Origin of the sequence: Candidatus Palauibacter sp. (assembly GCF_965197445.1) — a bacterium.
In the GTDB taxonomy this organism is placed as follows: domain Bacteria; phylum Gemmatimonadota; class Gemmatimonadetes; order Palauibacterales; family Palauibacteraceae; genus Palauibacter.
Genome location: NZ_CBDANE010000005.1, coordinates 795500 through 814072, shown reverse-complemented (window position 1 = coordinate 814072; position 18573 = coordinate 795500). Strand labels below are relative to the sequence as shown.

General features: G+C 67.4%; 15 protein-coding genes. 8 read left to right on the top strand and 7 right to left on the bottom strand.

The features are described from left to right. The first annotated feature begins 76 nt into the window (after window positions 1–76). The 4 genes from ACN9M6_RS10890 to ACN9M6_RS10875 all read left to right on the top strand — a co-directional run bounded on the left by ACN9M6_RS10890 (window position 77) and on the right by ACN9M6_RS10875 (window position 6000). Window positions 77–895, top strand: coding sequence for a GLPGLI family protein (locus ACN9M6_RS10890; RefSeq protein ID WP_419162935.1), 819 nt, complete (start codon window positions 77–79; stop codon window positions 893–895). Next, the gene (locus tag ACN9M6_RS10885) at window positions 892–3747 is read left to right on the top strand and encodes an outer membrane beta-barrel family protein (protein WP_419162934.1); all 2856 of its coding nucleotides are present in this window, start codon (window positions 892–894) and stop codon (window positions 3745–3747) included. The genes ACN9M6_RS10890 and ACN9M6_RS10885 overlap by 4 nt, the downstream gene beginning before the upstream one ends. A gap of 28 nt (window positions 3748–3775) precedes the next feature. After that, window positions 3776–4888: an acyltransferase family protein gene (locus ACN9M6_RS10880; RefSeq protein WP_419162933.1), complete on the top strand. Its 1113-nt coding sequence runs from the start codon at window positions 3776–3778 to the stop codon at window positions 4886–4888. Window positions 4889–5007: 119 nt separating this feature from the next. Continuing rightward, a complete protein-coding gene (locus tag ACN9M6_RS10875) occupies window positions 5008–6000 on the top strand; it encodes a sterol methyltransferase (RefSeq protein WP_419162932.1) in 993 nt (330 codons plus the stop codon). Here ACN9M6_RS10875 and ACN9M6_RS10870 read toward each other — a convergent pair. The 6 genes from ACN9M6_RS10870 to ACN9M6_RS10845 form a co-directional block, all read right to left on the bottom strand. Beyond that, window positions 5997–8396 carry a molybdopterin cofactor-binding domain-containing protein gene (locus tag ACN9M6_RS10870; protein WP_419162931.1) on the bottom strand — a complete coding sequence of 800 codons (2400 nt, stop codon included), beginning with the start codon at window positions 8394–8396 and terminating at the stop codon, window positions 5997–5999. The two genes, ACN9M6_RS10875 and ACN9M6_RS10870, sit on opposite strands and share 4 nt — an antisense overlap. Next, window positions 8393–8881 carry a (2Fe-2S)-binding protein gene (locus ACN9M6_RS10865; protein WP_419162930.1) on the bottom strand — a complete coding sequence of 163 codons (489 nt, stop codon included), beginning with the start codon at window positions 8879–8881 and terminating at the stop codon, window positions 8393–8395. The genes ACN9M6_RS10870 and ACN9M6_RS10865 overlap by 4 nt, the downstream gene beginning before the upstream one ends. A gap of 15 nt (window positions 8882–8896) precedes the next feature. Next, a complete protein-coding gene (locus ACN9M6_RS10860) occupies window positions 8897–10426 on the bottom strand; it encodes a tannase/feruloyl esterase family alpha/beta hydrolase (protein WP_419162929.1) in 1530 nt (509 codons plus the stop codon). 142 nt (window positions 10427–10568) lie between these two features. Next, window positions 10569–11972 (bottom strand): M56 family metallopeptidase, encoded by a 1404-nt coding sequence (locus tag ACN9M6_RS10855; RefSeq protein WP_419162928.1) that lies wholly within the window; start codon window positions 11970–11972, stop codon window positions 10569–10571. Next, on the bottom strand, window positions 11969–12343 hold the full coding sequence (locus ACN9M6_RS10850; protein ID WP_419162927.1) for a BlaI/MecI/CopY family transcriptional regulator: 375 nt from the start codon (window positions 12341–12343) through the stop codon (window positions 11969–11971). The genes ACN9M6_RS10855 and ACN9M6_RS10850 overlap by 4 nt, the downstream gene beginning before the upstream one ends. 113 nt (window positions 12344–12456) lie before the next feature. Next, the gene (locus ACN9M6_RS10845) at window positions 12457–13371 is read right to left on the bottom strand and encodes a 3-hydroxyacyl-CoA dehydrogenase family protein (RefSeq protein WP_419162926.1); all 915 of its coding nucleotides are present in this window, start codon (window positions 13369–13371) and stop codon (window positions 12457–12459) included. Window positions 13372–13498: 127 nt separating this feature from the next. Here ACN9M6_RS10845 and ACN9M6_RS10840 point away from each other — a divergent pair, with 127 nt between their 5' ends. Genes ACN9M6_RS10840 through ACN9M6_RS10825 form a run of 4 tightly spaced genes read left to right on the top strand, consistent with a single transcriptional unit; the run spans window position 13499 to window position 17265 of the window. Beyond that, the gene (locus ACN9M6_RS10840) at window positions 13499–14470 is read left to right on the top strand and encodes a 3-keto-5-aminohexanoate cleavage protein (RefSeq protein WP_419162925.1); all 972 of its coding nucleotides are present in this window, start codon (window positions 13499–13501) and stop codon (window positions 14468–14470) included. A gap of 16 nt (window positions 14471–14486) precedes the next feature. Then, on the top strand, window positions 14487–15950 hold the full coding sequence (locus tag ACN9M6_RS10835; RefSeq protein WP_419162924.1) for an APC family permease: 1464 nt from the start codon (window positions 14487–14489) through the stop codon (window positions 15948–15950). After that, a complete protein-coding gene (locus ACN9M6_RS10830; RefSeq protein ID WP_419162923.1) occupies window positions 15947–16414 on the top strand; it encodes a hypothetical protein in 468 nt (155 codons plus the stop codon). The genes ACN9M6_RS10835 and ACN9M6_RS10830 overlap by 4 nt, the downstream gene beginning before the upstream one ends. Then, window positions 16411–17265, top strand: coding sequence for an aminotransferase class V-fold PLP-dependent enzyme (locus ACN9M6_RS10825; protein WP_419162922.1), 855 nt, complete (start codon window positions 16411–16413; stop codon window positions 17263–17265). Before ACN9M6_RS10830 ends, ACN9M6_RS10825 begins: the two co-directional genes overlap by 4 nt. A 14-nt stretch (window positions 17266–17279) precedes the next feature. Here the strand turns inward: ACN9M6_RS10825 and alr are convergent, their stop codons facing one another. Further along, window positions 17280–18545, bottom strand: a complete 1266-nt coding sequence (alr, locus tag ACN9M6_RS10820; protein WP_419162921.1) for an alanine racemase — start codon at window positions 18543–18545, stop codon at window positions 17280–17282. Window positions 18546–18573 lie beyond the last annotated feature (28 nt).

Below are 18573 nucleotides of genomic sequence, written 5' to 3'. Positions count from 1 at the left end.
ATCTAACAGAACACGCCGGGAGCACAGTCGCGCGGATGACCGCAACCTCGGCGCACGGATCGACAGCCGAGATTCCATGAAGACGCGACGACGAATCAATCTCTTTCTCCCGGCGGCCCTCCCGCTCGCCTTTCTCTTCGTTCCCGGGACGATCCGCGCCCAGGAGGGTCGGATCCACTTCCTCCGCTCCGTGCAGTACGACTTCCATGTGCCGGAGCGGTGGGCGGAGTTGCGCGACCGGATGCCGGCGCAGAGCACGACCTCGATGGTCCTGCTCTTCGACGGGTCGCGATCCGTCATGGCGCCGATCCCCGAGGAGGACGAAGAGCAGCCTGCAAGGGGCGGTTCCGACCAGCCGAATCGACGCGCGCTGGGGATGGCGCTTCGGCTCATGAGGCAGTCGGCCTCACGGAGCGATCAGGAGAATATGCTCCAGGCCTACGTGGACTTCGAGAGCGGAACGATCTCCGAAACGCGCGAGTTCATGGGCCGCACCTTCCTGATTTCCGGCGAGCGGCCCGCGTACCGGTGGAAACTCGGGACGGAACAGAACGAGTTCCTCGGCTACATGGTGCAGAAGGCCACGACCGTCCACGAAGGGGCCGAGATCGAAGCCTGGTTCACACCGCAGATCCCGGTTCCGGCCGGGCCGGGCAACTTCGGCGGACTCCCGGGGCTGATTCTCGTGCTGTCACAGGACCGCGGACACATGGTGTTTTCCGCGACCGAAATCGACCTGACGGGATTGGGAGACGACGAGATCGTGCCGCCCCGGGACGGTGAAATGGTGACGCGCGACGAGTACGAGGCGATCGTGGCGGAGAAGCTGGAGGAAGTGAGAAGCGTACGCGGGGCCGGACGACGGAGGCCCCCTTTTGAGAGGTCGTTCCGATGAGGCGGTCCTCGGTCCTCGCTCCGCTCGCGGTGCTGGCCCTGATCGGAGCGGCCCGGCCGGACGCCGCGCTCGCGCAGTCCGATTTCGCCGTGAGCGGCGTGGTGGCCGACACCGCGGGTGCGGGTCTGAACGGAGCCATGGTCGTGGCGCTGGCCAAGCCTGACTCCGTGCTGACCCGCTTCACCACCACGAACGGCGAGGGCGTCTTCGTCCTGGGCAACCTGCGCCCCGGCGAATATGTCCTGCAGGTCACGCTCATCGGCCACGGTACGATTCGTCAGGATCTCACGGTCACCGGCGAGAATGTGAACGTCGGCACCATCCAGTTGGAGGTGATGGCCGTCGAGATGGACCCCCTCGTCATCACCCTCGATCACGTCCCGTTCCTCAACCGTCGGGACACCCTCGGCTACAACGCCGGAGCCTTCCGGACACGGCCCAACGCGACGGTGGAAGACTTGCTGCGCCAGCTGCCCGGCGTCGAAGTCGAGACGGACGGATCGATCAAGGCGCAGGGAGAGGATGTCGAGAATGTCCTCGTGGACGGGAGGGAGTTCTTCGGAAGCGACCCCAAGATCGCGACCCGGAACCTTCCCGCGGAGGCCGTGGACCGCGTGCAGATTTACGACAAAGAATCGGACATGGCCGAGTTCACCGGCATCGCGGACGGCGAAGAGGAACGAACCATCAACCTCGAGCTCAAGGAAGAGGCGCGGACAGGCTACTTCGGGCGCATGGCCGGCGGACTCGGAGCCGATATGCAGGGCACGCCGGTGTCCCCCGGATTCGGCGAATCCGTCGCCGCACGTCTTCCGGGCGATCCCGGCGCGGCGCCCGGAACCGGCTTGCCGTACGCCGGCGCGCTCACGCTCAATCGTTTCTCCCCCACCACACAACTCGCCCTCATCGGAAACGCCAACAACGTGAACCAGGCCGGGTTCGGCTGGGGAGATGTGATTTCCTTTACGGGCGGCATGGACATTCTTCGCGGGGGCGGGGGCGACTTCGTGGGCGGACGTGATGACGGCCTCACCGAAACGGTGGCTCTGGGACTGAACGCCAGCCGCGATTTCGGCGAGGACAACTGGGTCCGGACGAGCTACTTCCTCAGTACGGTGGACAACTTCCAGAACGAGACGCGCAGGCAGGAACAGCTTCTCGGCACCGACGTGTCCTCTCTCGTGGATCGTGCCACCCGCACGGAGACGGACAACGCCTCGCACCGCGTCAACCTCAATTCCCAGTTCACCTTCTCGGAAGGACACGATCTCCGCGTGCGCGGGAACCTCAACGCGCGCAACTCCCTCATGGACCGGGTCGATTTCCAGGACACCCGCTCCGGGACGGGACAGTTTCAGACCACCGCGTCCACCGACTATGAGGTGGACAACAGCAATCTGGGCGGCAACGCCCGGCTGACCTGGCGAAAGCGTCTCAACGACAACGGGCAGAGTCTGGTCGCCGAGGCCCGGGTCAACCTCAGCGATTCGGATCGGTTCACGGATCTGGCGTCGATTGTCGAGGGCACGCAGCGCAATTCCCGCGCGCAGTCGGGTGACCTCTTCCAGGAACAGACGAACACCGGACAGACGCTCACGCATTCCGTGCGGCTCTCGATGACGCAGCCGCTGGCCGAACGGGCGGTGCTCGAGATCTACGGGGAGCGGAGCGCGACGGCCGAGGACGAGGACCAGTCGGTGTTCGATATCGGACCGACGGGGCGGACGCCGAACGACCTGCTCAGTTCGGGCTTTGAGAGAAGCTACAGCTATTTGCGCGGAGGCTTCCGGTTCAACCGCACGAGCGAGGCCGGGCGGCTGGTGCTCGGCTTGCGGGTCCAGAATTCGGACCTGCACGGAACGATCCTCGACCGCGACGAGACGATCGCCAACGGGTACACGCACATCCTGCCCAACGCGGACTATCGCTTGCAGGTGAGTGACACGCGCACCGTCAACTTCCGGTACTCTACGTCCACGCGCGAACCGCGCATGACCGATCTCCAGCCTTTCGTGGACAACCGGGACCCGCTCCGGATCAGGATGGGGAATCCGGACCTTCGGCCGGAGTACACGCACCGTCTGCGCGGCGAGTATCGCTTCTTCGACACGTTCAGCTTCGTCAACCTGTTCACCTTCGCGAACGTCAGCTACACGACGAACGACATCTCGCAGTCTCGAACGGTGACGGAGCGTGGCGTCCAGACGATCTCGCCCGTGAACCTCGGGCAGTCGTTGTCGGCCTCCGGCGGTGCGAGCTTCGGCACTCCACTGCGCTGGATGGGCGCACAGCTGGACCTGAACTACCGCCTCTCCTACTCCAGTTCGACCGAGTTCGTGAACCAGGTCGAGAACCGGAATCAGACGCTGGGGCATACGGTCGGGATCGAACTCGAGAACCGCGCCAAGGAAGATTTCGACGCGCGCGCGGGCGCCAAGCTCTCCTTCAGCAACGTCACCTACTCGTTGAACGAGGAGTTGAACGAGGACTACCTCAACAGCACCCTCTACGCGAGCGCCGACGTCTATCTGGGATCGTGGACCCTCGGGACCGAGTTCAACTATCGCCTCTACGATCAGGACCTGTTCGGGCCGGGACGGAATGTCGCGCTGTGGGAGGCGTCGATCCGGCGCATGATCCTGAACGACCGGGCCGAGATCCGGCTCGTGGCCTTCGACATGCTCGGTCAGAACCAGGGCGTGACCTACACGAACTCGCCCGGCTTCATCCAGGAGCGGCGCGTGGAGTCGCTGACCCAGTACGTGATGCTTAACTTCACCTGGTATCTGGGGAGCCGTTCCACATCCGGCGGCGGGGTCGGGGGTCGTTCCGGAGGCCGATTCCGAAGGTAAAGCCGGCAGAGTCCAGCCCGGGGAGCCAATGACGGAACCGACGGCGGGCCGGGTCGTATCGCTCGACGCGTTCCGGGGGTTGACGATCGCGGCGATGATCCTCGTCAACAATCCCGGAAGCTGGTCCCATGTCTACGCGCCGCTCGCGCATGCGGCGTGGCACGGGTGGACGCCCACGGATCTCATCTTCCCCTACTTCCTCTTCATCGTCGGCGTCGCGATGCCCTTCTCTTTCGCGCGCCGACTCGCGGAAGGCGCCGGCAGGGGCCTCCTCTTCCGGCACGTGGTCCGCCGCTCGCTCATCCTCATCGGGCTCGGGCTCGCGATGCGGGCAATCCCCGACTTCGACTTCGCCGACATGCGCCTCTACGGCGTGCTGCAGCGGATCGGCCTCGTGTACTGCGCGGCGGCGGCGATCTATCTCTGGGGCTCCTCGCGCGTTCGGTGGGCGGTGGTGGCAGGGCTGCTCCTGGGGTACTGGGGGATCATGACGCTCGTCCCGGCCCCGGGGTCCGCTGCCGGCGATCTGACTCCCGATGGGAACCTCGCGGCCTGGCTGGACCGTCTCGTCATGGGCGACCGCCTCTGGCAGGGCACGTGGGATCCGGAGGGACTCCTCTCGACGCTGCCCGCCATCGCGACGTGTCTGCTGGGCACCTTCTGCGGTGAGTGGCTGCGGTCGGGCCGCTCCGGAGGCGAGATCTCGCGCCGAATCTGGCTCGCCGGCGCTGTACTCGTCGTCCTGGGGCTGCTGTGGGATCTGGCGTTCCCGATCAACAAGAACCTGTGGACGAGTTCCTATGTCCTCTTCACCGCCGGAACGGCGTTGCTTCTGTTCGGCGCCATGTACTGGGCGATCGATGTGAAGCGGCTGCGGGGCGCCTGGGTGACGCCTCTCGTCGTGTACGGAATGAACTCGATCGCGGTCTTCGTCGCCTCGGGGATGTTCGCGAAGACTCTGGCCCGCATCCGGGTGGGAGGAGGGGACGGCGTGCCGCTCAGCGGGTGGCTGTACGAGGAGGCCTTCCGCTCGTGGGCCGGGGACTACGGCGGATCGCTCGCCTTCGCGCTGGCCCAGGTCGGCTTCTGGCTGGTCCTGATGTGGATCCTCCACCGGCGCGGCATCCACATCAGGATCTGACCCGCCGGGTGGCTACAAGCCCCTGGATCATGGCCCAGCTGGCCGCGCTGTGCCACGGATACATCTCCCGGAGTTGGAGCTTTGCGGGCGGTCAAGAAATCCGCGAAAGGGGCTACTGCGTGACGGCAACAATCTCAGGTTTTCTCAGGGGCGCGATTGACGACGGCGACGTTGAGGCACGGGAACGACGAAAGAGCGAATACCAGAACTTCGTCAAGCTCTATTTCGATCTGGTGACTGATTTCTACGAGTACGGTTGGAACAGGTCCTTTCACTTCGCGTCGCGGGCCGGGAACGAGAGCCTTGCGGCTTCGCTCGCGCGCCACGAGCACTACCTCGCCCACATGCTCAGCCTTCGCCCGGGAAAGGTGGCACTGGATCTGGGCTGCGGGATCGGGGGCCCACTGCGCCAGATGGTTCGGTTTTCCGGGGCCCGAATTGTGGGCGTCAGCATCAGCGGATACCAGATTGAACGAGCCCGCAAGCAAACGGAAGAAGCGGGGCTGAGTCACATGGCGGAGTATGTCGAGTGCGACTTCATGAAGATGGACTTCCCGGACGCTTCGTTCGACGCCGTCTTCTCCATCGAGACCACCTGCTGTGCGCCGGACAAGGTCGGCATCTTCGGCGAAGCCTTCCGCCTCCTCAAGCCCGGGGGCTGCTTCGGAGCCTACGAGTACTGCCTCACGGATCGCTTCGACTCACAGGACCCGCAACACCTGCGCCTCAAGGCCGATCTCGAATTGGGTGGGGGCCTGCCCGATATCGCGTATCCGCGCGAGGTCGACGACGCGCTGCGGGCGGTGGGGTTCGAATTGCTGGAAGCGAGGGATCTGGCCGCGGAAGAGCCTTCTGGCATCCCCTGGTACGAGCCGCTGGCCGGTTCGGGCATGTCTCTGGCCAACTTTCGCAGTTCCCGGTTTGGGCGCGTAGTGACTCACGGCTCGGTCTGGACGCTGGAGAGGCTCCGAATCGTTCCGCAGGGCACCCTGCGAGTGTCGAAGCTCCTGAACATGGCCGCGGCGGCGTTCGCCAAGTCCGGCCAGCTGGGGATCTTCACGCCCATGTACTTCGTGCTTGCCAGAAAGCCCGAACGCCCGGGCGGAACCTAAACCTCCGCGGCCGCGAGTTCCGCGAGCACACGCTCGGGGCGCAGGGGAATGCGCCTCATGCGAACTCCCGTCGCATCATGGATCGCGTTCGCGACGGCCGCGGGGACCGTGCGGTGCGAGGGTTCGCCCGCTCCGTAGTGAGGCAGGTCCGGCCGGTCGGGATTCGGGTCTCCGTTCACGATCACGACATCGATCCGCTCGGGGGCATCGGCATGCGTCAGCGTCGGGTGCGTGCGCCAGTCGACGCTCGTCACCTTCTCGCCGTCGAACTGCACTTCCTCGTAGAGCGTGCGACTGATCCCGTGCAGCAGGTTGCCCTGGACCGTGCTCTCGAGACCGTCGGGGTTGATCACGAGGCCGCAGTCGTGCGCGCAGACCATCCGCCTGACCCAGACGCGCCCGGTTTCGCGGTCGACCTCGACTTCCGCGATCGTGGCGACCGTCGTTCTGGCGCGGTAGGCGTACGAGATGCCGCGGCCCGTGAGGATGCGCTCGGCACCTGGGGACGCGGGTGAGGGTCGCGGGTCCCAGCCGTACGCCTCGGCGGCCGCTTCGACTACGGCGATCGAGCGCGCTCGGCGGAAGGCCTCGTCATCCTCGGTCGAGCCGCGGAGGAGACGCAGACGGAACGCCACGGGGTCCGCCTGTGCGGCCGCGGCCAGCTCGTCGATGAACGACTCTCCGGCGAAGGTCGTCTGCGGGCCGTTCGGATCGCGCAGGTTGCCGGTGCGGAGCGGCGTCTCGAACGCGAGCGGGAAGCGGACCGGCCGGGTCTCCTCGCGCCGGTTCGGGATGTGGTACATCTCGTCGGGGCCGCCGCCGCCCCCGGGCGACGGCCGCTCGGGCCGGATCCCCATGAGCTGGGCAATGAGCACGGTGTCGGCCTGGTTGTATCCGAGGTGCGCGTAGTTGGCGATCCGGGCACGGTAGTCGAGCGCGACCAGATTGCCTTCGGCGTCGAGACCGCCGCGGAGATCCACGGCGAAGGCCGGGCCCTTGGTGTCCCAGGCCGTCTCCTCGTGGCGCATCCACTGGACCCGGACGGGGCGTCCCAGTTCTCTGGCCAGATACGCCGCCTCGAAGCCCGCGTCGTCCGCCGCCGTGCGGCCGTACAGCTGCGGTCCGTCCATCCAGATCACCCGTACCTGCTCCGGCGGCATCCCCAGGAATTCGGCGATCCCGGTGCGGTGGCTGTAGGGCTTCATGTCGTTCGTGTAGACCGTCATCTGCCCGTCGGAGGGATCGGCCACGCCATGAGCGGGCCCGATCGCCGTGTGCCCCTGGAAGGGGATGTCGTACGCAGCTTCGACGACCGTCGACGCGCCCGCCAGCGCCGCGTCGGGGTCTCCCTGCACCCGCGCGCGCGGCGCTTGCCCGGCGCCGTTCGCGTCGGCGGCGGTCGCGTTCCGCATGTGATCGAAGAGGTCGTCGGACGAGGGGAAGGGCGCCGTCTGCGGCTTCTCCCACTGCGCCTCGAGGCGCTCCGCCGCCTGGATCGCCTGTTCTTCGCGCTCGCAGACGACCGCGGCGTAGTTCCCTTCACTGACGACTCGAATGAAGCCGGGGATGTCGCGTACCGATGCCTCGTCGATGCCGACCAGCCTCGCGCCGGCGAAGGGGGGCCGCACGTTCCGGGCGTGGACCATCCCCGGAAGCCTGACGTCGACCGCCCACTCGAGCGATCCGTCGACCTTGGCGGGGATGTCGTACCGCGGAATCGGCTGGCCGACGATCTTCAGTTCCTGGACCGTCTTGATGGCTGCCGCCCCGGTCGTCTCGTTGACGTTTCTCCCCGTCAGAGCGACGTCGAAGCGGCTGCCCCCGATGAGGTCTCCATAGGTGACCGTGCGCGAGGGATCCACGGCCACGGAGATGACGCCTTCGCTCACGGCGAGGTCTTCCACCGGCAGCTCGAAGCGCTCGGAGGCCAGCTCCAGAAGGACGCGCCTCGCCTCCGCCGCGACCCGGCGCGCGGCCACGGCGTCGCGTTCGATCGCGTCGGAGCCGCCCGAACCGCCCTGGTCGACGGTCATGTCGGTGCGGCCCATGACGAGCGTGGCCCGGTCGTAGGCGATGTCGAGCTCGTCGCACATCATCTGCCGCATGGCGGTGCCCGTTCCCTGCCCGCCATCGGTCTTGCCGACGTAGAAGGTGGCCGTACCGTCCTCGTGCACGACGAGCCACGAATCGAGCTGGAGAAAGTCGGGATCGGGATACGGGTTGGCCTCCGACGGTTCGGTGCCGGAGCCCCACCGGCCGATGCCGACCATGCCGGCCCCGCTGAAGCCGAGAACGAACAGGCCCGAGGTCCTGAGGAAGTCCCGGCGGGAGGTAGTCCCCTCCCACGGCGCCAGGGCGTGGTCGATCGCCGACGGAAGCTCCCGGCCGCGGCTCACCGGTCCACCTCCCCCGCGGCCCCATTGGCCATAGCGTCCGCGGCGCGTCTCACGGCGGACTGGATCCGGTAGTACGTCATGCAGCGGCAGAGGGCGCCGTTCATCCCCTGCCTGATCTCTTCGTCGCTGGGCTTCGGATTCCGATCGAGCAGCGCCTTGGCCGTGAGCATCTGTCCGTTCTGACAGTAGCCGCACTGCGGCACCTGCTCGTCGATCCAGGCCTGCTGGACCGGATCCAGCTCGCCGTCGGAGGACAGCCCCTCGAGCGTCGTGATCTCGCCGTCGGCGCGGGAGACGGGCCGCATGCAAGAGCGGATCGCGCGGCCGTCCATCAGCACCGTACACGTCCCGCACTGGCCGAGTCCGCAGCCGAACCGCGGCCCTCGGAGTCCGAGATCGTTGCGGAGGATGTACAGCAGCGGCGTCGAGGGATCGACGTCGAGCGCGTGCGCCTCGCCGTTTACCCTCAATGTGATCTCGCTCATCGATTCACCCCCTTCTTACGGCGCGACGCACTCGAAGCTGTCTTCGCGTTTCGGGTCCCCGGAACCGTCGTAGACGGCCTGCGCCGGCCACGCGCAGACAGGTCGCTGCATCTCGACCTGGCCCTGGTTCACCTTGGTCGCGACGAGCCGTTCGGGCGCCTCGTCTTCCTCGACCCACTCCTGAATGGCGCCGATCCATTCGACGAAGTCGGGGCCCGGGCCCCCGGCGCAGTGCAGCACGCCCGGCAGCATGAACATCCGCACGTAGTCGTCCGCGTCTTCGTCACCGGCGGCTACGCCTTCGTAGTAGCGAAGCGTACCGCTGGCGGGGATCGCGGGATCGGACCACCCGTTCCAGAGAATCAGCTTGCCGCCCGCCGTCTTGAATCCGCTCAGGTCGGTATCGGTCGCGTTGAGGATCTTCCCCGCGCCCCGCGTCTGTTCCTCCCAGGCATAATAGTCGTCGAAATCGTACGTGGAGTAGTCGAACTCCGGAGCGTCGTAGATGATGTACTTGTGCATCTGCGTGCCGAACGCGTAGTGGAGGTTGGGGATATCGGGGCCGATCCCGTCCCCGCCGCCCGTGATCCACTGCTTCCACCCGCCTGCGTCCGTCTCGCCTCCGAACGGAAACCCCGGATAGATGTGCCGGTCGCCCGCGTACGCGCCTCCGTAGATCACCTCCGCGGCCCGCCGCTGCTCGGCGGTGAGCCCCGGTATCGACAAGATGTCGATGTCGCAGCCGAGCGGGTCCGTCATGAACCCGTCCTCGATCCCGTCGTTCCCGTCACACGCCCCGAGAATCGCCGCCTCCAGCGTCTGCGCGGCCTCGTCCGTGAGCACGGGCGCCGAGAGGTCGGTCGGATCGGGATAGAGCGCCTGCTGGGTCTGGAGGAAGAAGGCTCCCAGGCCGGTCCAGTCGTATGCGGGCGCACCGGACACGATGCCGTCGAAATCGTCCGGATAGCGCTGCGACGACATCATCCCCTGGCCTCCGCCGCGCGAGCAGCCGAGAAAGTAGGAGTAGCCGATGTCGCGTCCGTAGTAGAGCCGGATGATCGTCTTGGCCGCCTCCGCCGTCACATGAACCGCCCGGTGGCCGAAGTTCACCTCGCGGTCGGGCCGGTTCAGGGCCCAGCTCGCGTCGATCCCCGATCCCTCGTGGCCCGTGTCGGTCCCGACCGTGGCGAACCCTCGACTCAACACGGACCTGGGCCCCGCGAACTGGAGGGCCTGGTTCTGGACGCTGCCCACGTATCCGCCGCCGCCCCCCATCAGGAAGCGACCGTTCCAGTCCTCGGCCAGGGGGAGCAGGAGCTCGAAGTGGATCTCGTCATCGATCGTGCCGAGCACCCTGCAGTGCGCCGGGTCGTTCGCGGCGGCCGCGACCTCCGACACCTCGTCCAGAACCAAGCCGCTCCAGGACATGGCGGTCAGCTGGTCACAGGTGAGGGCGGGAACGAGGTCGGCGGCGGGGGCGGGGGTGAAGGCGGCCAGAGTCAGTACGGCAGCGAACGAAGCCGTGAGGCGACGCGACGGAGTCATGTGTTTTCCCCGGGTCGGAATGTCCCGCGACGAGCACCTCCGGGCCCGATCCGCGGATCATGGCTCGGAGGCGCGACCGAACAGAGTTACGGTGCCGTCGGGGAGGCCGGGCCGCAACGGTCTCCGGCCCCGGGGCGGGGGATCAGCGCGGGGGATCTTTCGAGTCCAGACGGGCCCGGAGAGTTCGACCCGCCTCGTCTCGCGTCATCTCGCCTGCCTGGACCTTCGTGGCGAGGCGGCGGACCTCCATCGCCAACTCATTGGCTACTTCGGCTATCTCTCGCCTGCTTGACACCGACTCCGCCCCGGATCCCAGCGCGATCCACAGATCCTCGGGGACGGGGATCTTCTCTCCCGTCCTTGCGTCCGTCGCCCGCAGGCGCGCTCTCTCGGACTCCAGAGTTGTGCGGAGGCGGTCGAGCGTCCTGCGGATGCGCACCTCAACTTCCGGGTCGACCACCTGCAAGACTCCATCCTCGTCGAAGTACAACCCCTCACCTGCCGAGTCGATCACCTGGTAGCGTCCATCTCCGTCCACGTACCCGACCTCTGCTTCCAAGCCGACACGTGCTTCCGGGCCGACGACCACTCCTGCTTCGGAGCGAGAGAGACGCTCGGGCTCGTCCAGGCTCTGCGGGATCGGGGTATCGCAGGCCAGGGCGAACAGCCCCAGCCCGACCGCGCCGGCAAGAATGGAAGTTCGGATTCGGGGCTTCCTCGTCGCAGTTCTGATCATCATGAGTCTCCTTTCGATTACGGAGTGGCCGCCGCGGATCAGGGCCGGCACCGGATCCGGCGTCCGCCGGGACCCGGCGGCGACCGTCAAGAGAAGGCGCGCGTAGCTGCGGGCCGGTGTGCCGCGGGCCAGGACGCGCCGGTCGCAGTCCCCCTCCACGGCGAGGCGGAGCCTTGTGAGCGACCACCAGATCGCGGGGTTCCAGGGCGACAGCGAGGCGAGCAGGAACCCCGCCGCCAGGAGTGCGGGATCGCGCGCCCGCACGTGCTCCCGTTCGTGGCGCACCACCATCTCGAGCTCCCTCTCGCCGAGACCGAAGGTCCACGACGGAAGGACGATCCGGGACCGAGTCAGCCCCACGACCGCCGGCCCGAACTTCTCCGACCGAAGAACTTGCTCTCCGCAGACGTCCTGAGGCTCCCACGTCGCCCGCAACCGCCGCAGACGGAGGCAGATCAGGGCGAAGAGGATGAGGACGAGGATGGAACCCAGGATCCAGAGCGCTCCCAGGGAGTTCTCCAGCCCGACCCCGGCGAGAAAGCTCCCGCTGTGCTCGGGAAGCGGGGGGGCCGGCGTTCCGAGTTCATACAGGGCGCGAACGGGAAGAACGAAGGATCCCGGACCGCCCTCGGGCGCTGCGGCGGGAAGGAGTCGCGGAAAAAGCGGTGCAAGCCCGCCGACCCCGATCGCGCCGATCCAGACCCACCGGGTCGGCCGTCCCAGGGCCCGGAGACCCCGATCGAGGAACCACGCGGCCCCGCCGACGAGGGCGGCGACAATCAGCCCGTAGATCATCGTGGCCAGAGTCACGGCTCACTCTCCTCCAGTTCATCGAGGATCCGCCGCATGCGCTCCAGCTCTTCCGGCGAGACCTCCCTGTCCGAGATGAGTTGGGCGAGAACGAGTTCCGCCGACCCGCCGAAGATCTTGTCCCGGATCCGGGCCAGAGCCGTCTCTCCGGCCGTCTCGGAGGCGACGAGCGGGAAGTAGCGATAGGCGCGACCCTCGGCCTCGTGCCGGACGGCGCCCTTCTTCTCCAGGATCTGCAGGATCTTGAGGACCGTCGTGTAGCCGACCCCATCCTCGAGCGCGTCCAGGACCTCGCTCACGGAGCCGGACCCCGTGCGCCACAGAACGCTCATGATGTCCAGCTCGCGGTCGCTGAATGTCGGATCCCTCAAGGCTTCGCCCCCTCTTGGATACGTCCCGTCCCGGTAGATACGAACATCTTCGTACGAAAGAATACGTGGTGTGGCCCGCGCTGTCAACGAAAGTGTTCGTAAGAGGAGAAACTTCAGGAGCCGATTCGGTTGTCCGGGGTGGTGAGCCAGCCTTCCCGCTCGAAGGCGGGGGACGGATAGGAGTAGAAGCCCTTCCCCGATTTCACGCCGCATTCTCCGCGTGCGATCATCCGCTCGAGGAATTCCGGGGGCTGGTCGGATGGGTCGCCCGACGCTTCGTGGTACACGTTCTCGATGTCGCGGATGACGTCGAGTCCGACCACATCCATCAGGCCGCACGGTCCGATCGGCGTCCCCCAGTCGAGCATCCACGCGCGGTCGATCTCCTCCGCGCTCAGGTACCCGCCGGCTATGAGTTGTAACGCTTCCTTCTTGATCGCTCGCCAGATGCGGTTCGTCGGATAACCCTGGATCTCGCGGCGGGCCACGATCGGTACGAGGCCGAGTTGGCGGAGTAACCGCTTCGCGGCCCCGGTCGTTTCCGGAGCGGTTCCGGGGTGCCCCATCACTTCGACCTTGAGGTGCTCCGGGGTGCCGAAGTTCATGTTCGTGAACCGCGCCGGGCACCCGGTGGATTCCGCCAGCCACGAACCCGGCAGGGATGATGTGTTCGAGGCGATGAAGGCGGTGGACGCCGCCGCCGCGCCGATCCGGGCCAGGACGACGCGCTTGAGTTCGAGATCTTCGGGCACCGTTTCGATGACCCAGTCCGCATCGCGCACGCACGACTCGAGGTCGTCGCATGTCTCCACCAGCGAGCATGCCTGGGCGAGCGAGAGGCCGGAGCGTTCCTCATCGGCTTCGAGCAGGAGATGTACGGCCGGCAGCGCCTCCGCGAGCGCCGCGCCGGAGACATCATGGAGTCGCGCGCATACCCCCTGCGCCGCGCACCCGTAGGCGATCCGGCGCCCCATGGTGCCCGCGCCGACGATGGCTACGGTCCGTACTGCACCCTCCGCTTCGGACATGACATCCCCCGGGCTCTTGTGAATCCGTGTCCTGCGACCAAGGCTCCCGGGACGATCATGAGCCTCCGACGAGGCGACAGCCAGCGGTTCAGCCCAGACCCCGACGCACCGGATGCAGAGGAATCGAGTGAGTGAGACAGCGAGCGAAACGTGGAATTACGGGGACCCCTACGCCTACATGGAGCGGGTCTCCGGCGGGATGCCCCCCGTCATCATCTGTCTGGCTTCGAACGGCGGCATCCAGGGCAAGGAATACAACGACGCGCTGCCCGAGACCGCGGAGGAACTGGCCGAATCCGTGGGCGAGGCGTACGACGCGGGCGCCTCGATGGTGCATATCCACGCGCGGAACCCCGAGACGCTGTGGAAGGGCGCGACCACGCCCGAGGTGTGGCTGGATGCGAACCGGCGGCTGCGCGAACGCTGCCCCGAGATCATCATCAACAACACGACCGGCGGCGACCTGTGGATGAACCATGAACAGCGCCTGTCCTGTCTCGACGCCAACCCCGAAGTCGCGTCGCTGAACCTCGCCCCGGACATGGGGAAGTTCAAACTCAAGCCGCGCAGCGACGAATACACACACCCGAGGCCCGCGATCGACTACGACGACTGCATGCCCTTCTCCTACAAACAGATCGCGCACTTCGCGGCGGAGATGAAGGCGCGCGGGATCAAGCCGGAACTCGAGACGTACCACCCCGGCTGCGGGTGGGTGATCCGGGATCTGATGGCGCAGGGTCTGATCGAACCGCCCTACTGGGTGCAGACCGTGATGGGCTACCAGACCTCGAGCTGGCCCACGGTGGACAACGTCGTGAACATGGTGCGCGAGTTTCCCGAGGGATCGGTGTGGCTCTGCTCCGGGATCGGGCCGCACCAGCTGCCGATGACCACGCTTGCGACCCTCATGGGCGGACACGTTCGTGTGGGACTCGAAGACAACATCTACTACCGCCGCGGAGAGAAGGTCCGGAGCAATGGCCAGCTCGTCGAGCGGGCGGTGCGGATCGCGCACGAACTGAACCGGGAGGTCGCCACGCCTGCCCAGGCGCGCGAGATGCTCGGCCTCTCGCTCACCCCGTCGCAGTACAGCTGAGTTCATGACCGATCCCATGAACTCCGACTCCGGCCGGGAGCGGGAGGTACTCGGGAGGGGGATCCGGCTTCGATCCCTCTTTTCGCTCGCCTTCGGCACGATCATCGGCGTGGGCTGGATCACCGTCATGGGCGCGTGGCTGAGCGGAGCCGGCCTGATGGGGGCCATCATCGCGTTCACGGTCGGCGGCGTCGGCATGCTCGCCATCGGTCTCTGCTACGCGGAGATGGCCGCCGCGTACCCGGTCACGGGGGGCGAGGTCGCGTATGTGTTCGAGGCGTGGGGGGCGCGCTGGAGCTTCGCTTGCGCGTGGTTCCTCGGCTTCATCTACATCTTCACCACCTCCTTCGAGGCGATCTCCGTCGAGTGGGTGGTGTCCGCTCTCGTCCCGGGGTTCGGCGGTCCGGTCGTGTACACGCTGCTGGGGCAGGAGGTGCGGCTGTGGAGCCTCACGCTCGGGCTCGCGGTGATGGCCGTCATCGCGATCATCAACTACCGGGGCGGGAAGACGGCCGCCTGGTTCCAGGATCTGATGACGGCCGGGCTCATCCTCCTCACCCTGATTTTCGTTGTCGCGGGGGTGGCGGGAGGCAGCATCGCCAATCTCGAGCCCATGTTCACGGGGACGACACCGGGCGCCGCCCTGGCCGGCGTGGCCATCGTGCTCGCGACCGCCGGGTTCTGGTACGCGGGGTTCGACACGATCCCCCAGGCCATGGAGGAAGTGCAGGAGGGCGCCCGGTTGCGGCTCCTCCCCCGCGTGATCGGCGCCTCGATCGTGTTCGCGCTCGTCTTCTACTGCCTCGTGATCCTGGCGACGGCGATGAGCCTCCCGCGCCCGCAGCTGCTCGCATCGGAACTTCCCGCCGCCGCGGCGATCGAGGCGGCCTTCGCGTCGCCGCTCCTCGGACGCGTCGTCCTGTTCGCGGGGCTGTGCGGACTGATTACGACGTGGAATGCGCTCTTCTTCGCGGCCACGCGCATCGTGTTCGCCATGGCGCGGGCCCACATGATCCCGCACCGCCTCGCCGCGGTGCATGATCGGTACGGCTCGCCGTCCGCCGCCGTCATCTTCGTCGCCGTCATGGGGGCCGTGGGCGCCCTGTTCGGGCGGAACGCGATCCTGGTGATCGTCGGCGCCGCCTCGATCTCGGCCGGAGTGGTCTTTCTCGTCGTCGTGCTCGGCGTCCTCCGGCTGCGGAAGACTCGGCCCGATCAGCCGCGCCCCTACACCGTGCCCGGAGGCCGGGGGTTCCTGTACCTCAGCGCCCTCCTCGCGCTGCTGCTGGCAGGAGTCGCCGCGTGGGAACCCTTCCGCGCCGCCGGGGGCCGCATCCCCGCCGAGTGGATGGTGCTCGGCGTCTGGGCCGCGCTGGGCTTCGCCTTCTACCGGGCGGCGGCCCCCCTGCGGAGGACCGTGAGCGAGAAGAGGCTGCGCTGGCTAATCCTCAGCGAGAGAGACCCGGGGAGCGAGCCATGAACACGAGTCGACGTCACTTCCTCCGCCGGTCGGCGGGCGCGCTGGCCCTGGCGCCGATCATGCCAGTGGGACGGCTCGCCCTGCAGGGTGGGCGGGACGGCGCGCTCCGCGACGCTGCCGGCCGCTCGCCAGTCGGTCAGGGGAATCCCCAGGAGGCGTGGGTGGCCCGCGCGCGGGCCGAGATCCCCGCCTCGACGGAGAGCCTGTACTTCCAGACGGGCGGGATCGGCCCCTCCCCCGAGGCGGTCATCGACCACGTTCACGAACGCCTCGCCTTCCAGAATGAGGGGCCGGCGGATCCCCGCATTGCGACGGAGATGGCCCGCATCGAGCCCGATCTTAGGGCGCAGCTGGGGCACGTATTCGGCGCGGAGACCGAGGAGGTCGCGCTCACGCACAGCACGTCCGAGGGGATCGCGATCGTCGCCTGGAGCCTGAACTGGGAGCCGGGCGACGGATCGTGATCTCCAACATGGAGCATCCCGCGAACGTCGTCCCGTGGTACGTCCTCAGGGACCGGTTCGGGATCGTGATCCGCGAGATCGACCTGAGCTCGGGGACCGGGCTCATCGATCAGGTCCGCGGCCAGCTCTCGGACCGCACGCAGATGGTGAGCATCAGTCACGTGTCGCGGAACAACGGACGCGCGCTGCGGACCGGCGAGTCCGCCGAACTGGGAGACCTCCTGCGTACCCGAGGTGTGCGCTACCACCTCGACGGCGCGCAGGGCCCCGGCTGCGTCGCCACCGACTTCCGCGCCCTCGGCTGCGACTGCTACTCGACCTGCGGCCACAAGTGGCTGCTCGGCCCCAAGGGCACAGGCGCGCTCTTCGTCCGCCGGGAACGGCTCGACGACGTGCAGCTGAGCTGGGCCGGCTCCCACAGCCACGCGACGATGGACTACGCGGGCGCCTACACGCTGCTACCCAGCGCCGCGCGGTACGAGTTCGGGACCCGCGCGCTGGCGGACTTCGCCGGCTTCGCCCGCGCCGTGGCGTGGATGGAGAACATCGGCCTGGAGAAGGTCGAAGAGCGGATCCAGTCGCTGGTCGACCACGCGATCGAGACGGTGGACGCCACGGACGGGCTCGGCGTGTCGTCCCCCCGCTCGCGCCCGGACCGGTCAGGCGTGTTCGTCGTTCAACTCCCCGAGGGATGCGACGCCACGCAACTCTACAACGACCTGCGCGAAGACGAGGGGATCCTCGCCTCCCCGGTCCGGGAGGAGCGCGACTTCCGTCTCTCGATCCACTTCTTTAACACCCGCGACGAGATTGACGCCGCGATCGCGGCCATCGCGGAGCGCTGCAACTGATCGGATCATCTGTCCTACACCACCCGTCTCGGGAGCCGCGGATTCATGGACTGGATGATGCCGAGAAACCCGAGCCCCGTCCGCTCGGCGACGGTGTGGGGAAGCACGGCGGGATGATCGGGGCCGATGAGGGTGGCGACATCGCCGACCTCGACCGTCTTCTCTTCCCCGATGTCGAGAATGGTATGCGCGGAGTTGACCCCTCCGGCGACCGGGTACAGACGGCCGTTGATCAGCACCTCGCAGGTTCCATTCGCTTCGGAGGGATAGCCGTCGGTGCGGCCGATCGGCAGCAGCGCCACCCAGGTGGCCCGGTCCGGCATGAAGGTGCGGTTGAAGCCGGCGCTGTCGCCCGGTTCGAGGTGTTCGACCCGCACCACCCGGGTGTTCAGGCGGAACACGGGCTTGAGGTCGGCCATGTCCCTGGCGCCTTCGCCGCCGGGGTGGTTTCCGAACAGCGCGTTCCCGGGCCGCACCATGTCGTAGTGCGCCTCAGGCAGGTGGAACAGTTCGAATGTGGGTGAAGCGTGGAGGGTGCCAAGCGGAAGGTTCCTCCCACGAGCCCAACCGAGGATCTCCTCGAAGCGGGCGTGCTGCTCCCGGTCGAAGTCCAGGTCGTGCGTGAACATGGTGTAGGTGCCGTTCACGTCGACGTATTCGCTTTGCACGAGCTCCTCGATCCAGCGGCGCGCGCGTGCGTACGGCATTCCCTCCCGGTTCATCCCCGTGTCGATGAAGAGCTGGACCGGTACGGGACGACCCAGTCGCCTGGACACGCTCCGCAGCCGCCCGGGCGCATCGTCCAGCCAGACGGACGGGAGCACATCGTGCCTCGCCAGCTCCTCGATCTCGTCCTCGGATCCCTCGGCCATGACCACGATGGGCTTGGTTACCCCTTCCTCGCGCATGGCAAGCGCTTCCTCGACGCGCACGGTGGCGATGCCGCCCACCTGGGGCATCTCGGCGAGGAGCGGCCCGACCGTACGGTCGCCCAGGCCGTACGCGTTGTTCTTCACGACCGCGAGGATGGGGCGGCCGCTCGCCAGCCGCGCGGCCTCGCGGACGTTGTGGGTCCAGGCGGCGCGGTCGAGTTCGATCCACGGGTCGAAGCGCCGGGGAGCGTAGGTGCGGTCGGTGGTTGCACCGACAGGTAGCCGGCCGGTGCCTGCACTGCGCGTCCTCGTGGCGGTTGCGCAGCCGGAGGTTGCGGCGAGGCCCAGGGCGGCACCGGTCAAGTGGAGGAAGCGGCGGCGCGGGAGAGGGGATGACGGCCGATCCATGGGCCCTCCGGGCTCAGCGTGGTGATGC

Bases quoted from the DNA above. Each gene is read 5' to 3' on its own strand.
- ACN9M6_RS10880 (WP_419162933.1), top strand. From the start codon at position 3,776: ATGACGGAACCGACGGCGGGCCGGGTCGTATCGCTCGACGCGTTCCGG.
- ACN9M6_RS10835 (WP_419162924.1), top strand. From the start codon at position 14,487: ATGAACTCCGACTCCGGCCGGGAGCGGGAGGTACTCGGGAGGGGGATC.
- ACN9M6_RS10865 (WP_419162930.1), bottom strand. From the start codon at position 8,881: ATGAGCGAGATCACATTGAGGGTAAACGGCGAGGCGCACGCGCTCGAC.
- alr (WP_419162921.1), bottom strand. From the start codon at position 18,545: ATGGATCGGCCGTCATCCCCTCTCCCGCGCCGCCGCTTCCTCCACTTG.
- ACN9M6_RS10890 (WP_419162935.1), top strand. From the start codon at position 77: ATGAAGACGCGACGACGAATCAATCTCTTTCTCCCGGCGGCCCTCCCG.
- ACN9M6_RS10845 (WP_419162926.1), bottom strand. From the start codon at position 13,371: ATGTCCGAAGCGGAGGGTGCAGTACGGACCGTAGCCATCGTCGGCGCG.
- ACN9M6_RS10860 (WP_419162929.1), bottom strand. From the start codon at position 10,426: ATGACTCCGTCGCGTCGCCTCACGGCTTCGTTCGCTGCCGTACTGACT.
- ACN9M6_RS10830 (WP_419162923.1), top strand. From the start codon at position 15,947: ATGAACACGAGTCGACGTCACTTCCTCCGCCGGTCGGCGGGCGCGCTG.
- ACN9M6_RS10885 (WP_419162934.1), top strand. From the start codon at position 892: ATGAGGCGGTCCTCGGTCCTCGCTCCGCTCGCGGTGCTGGCCCTGATC.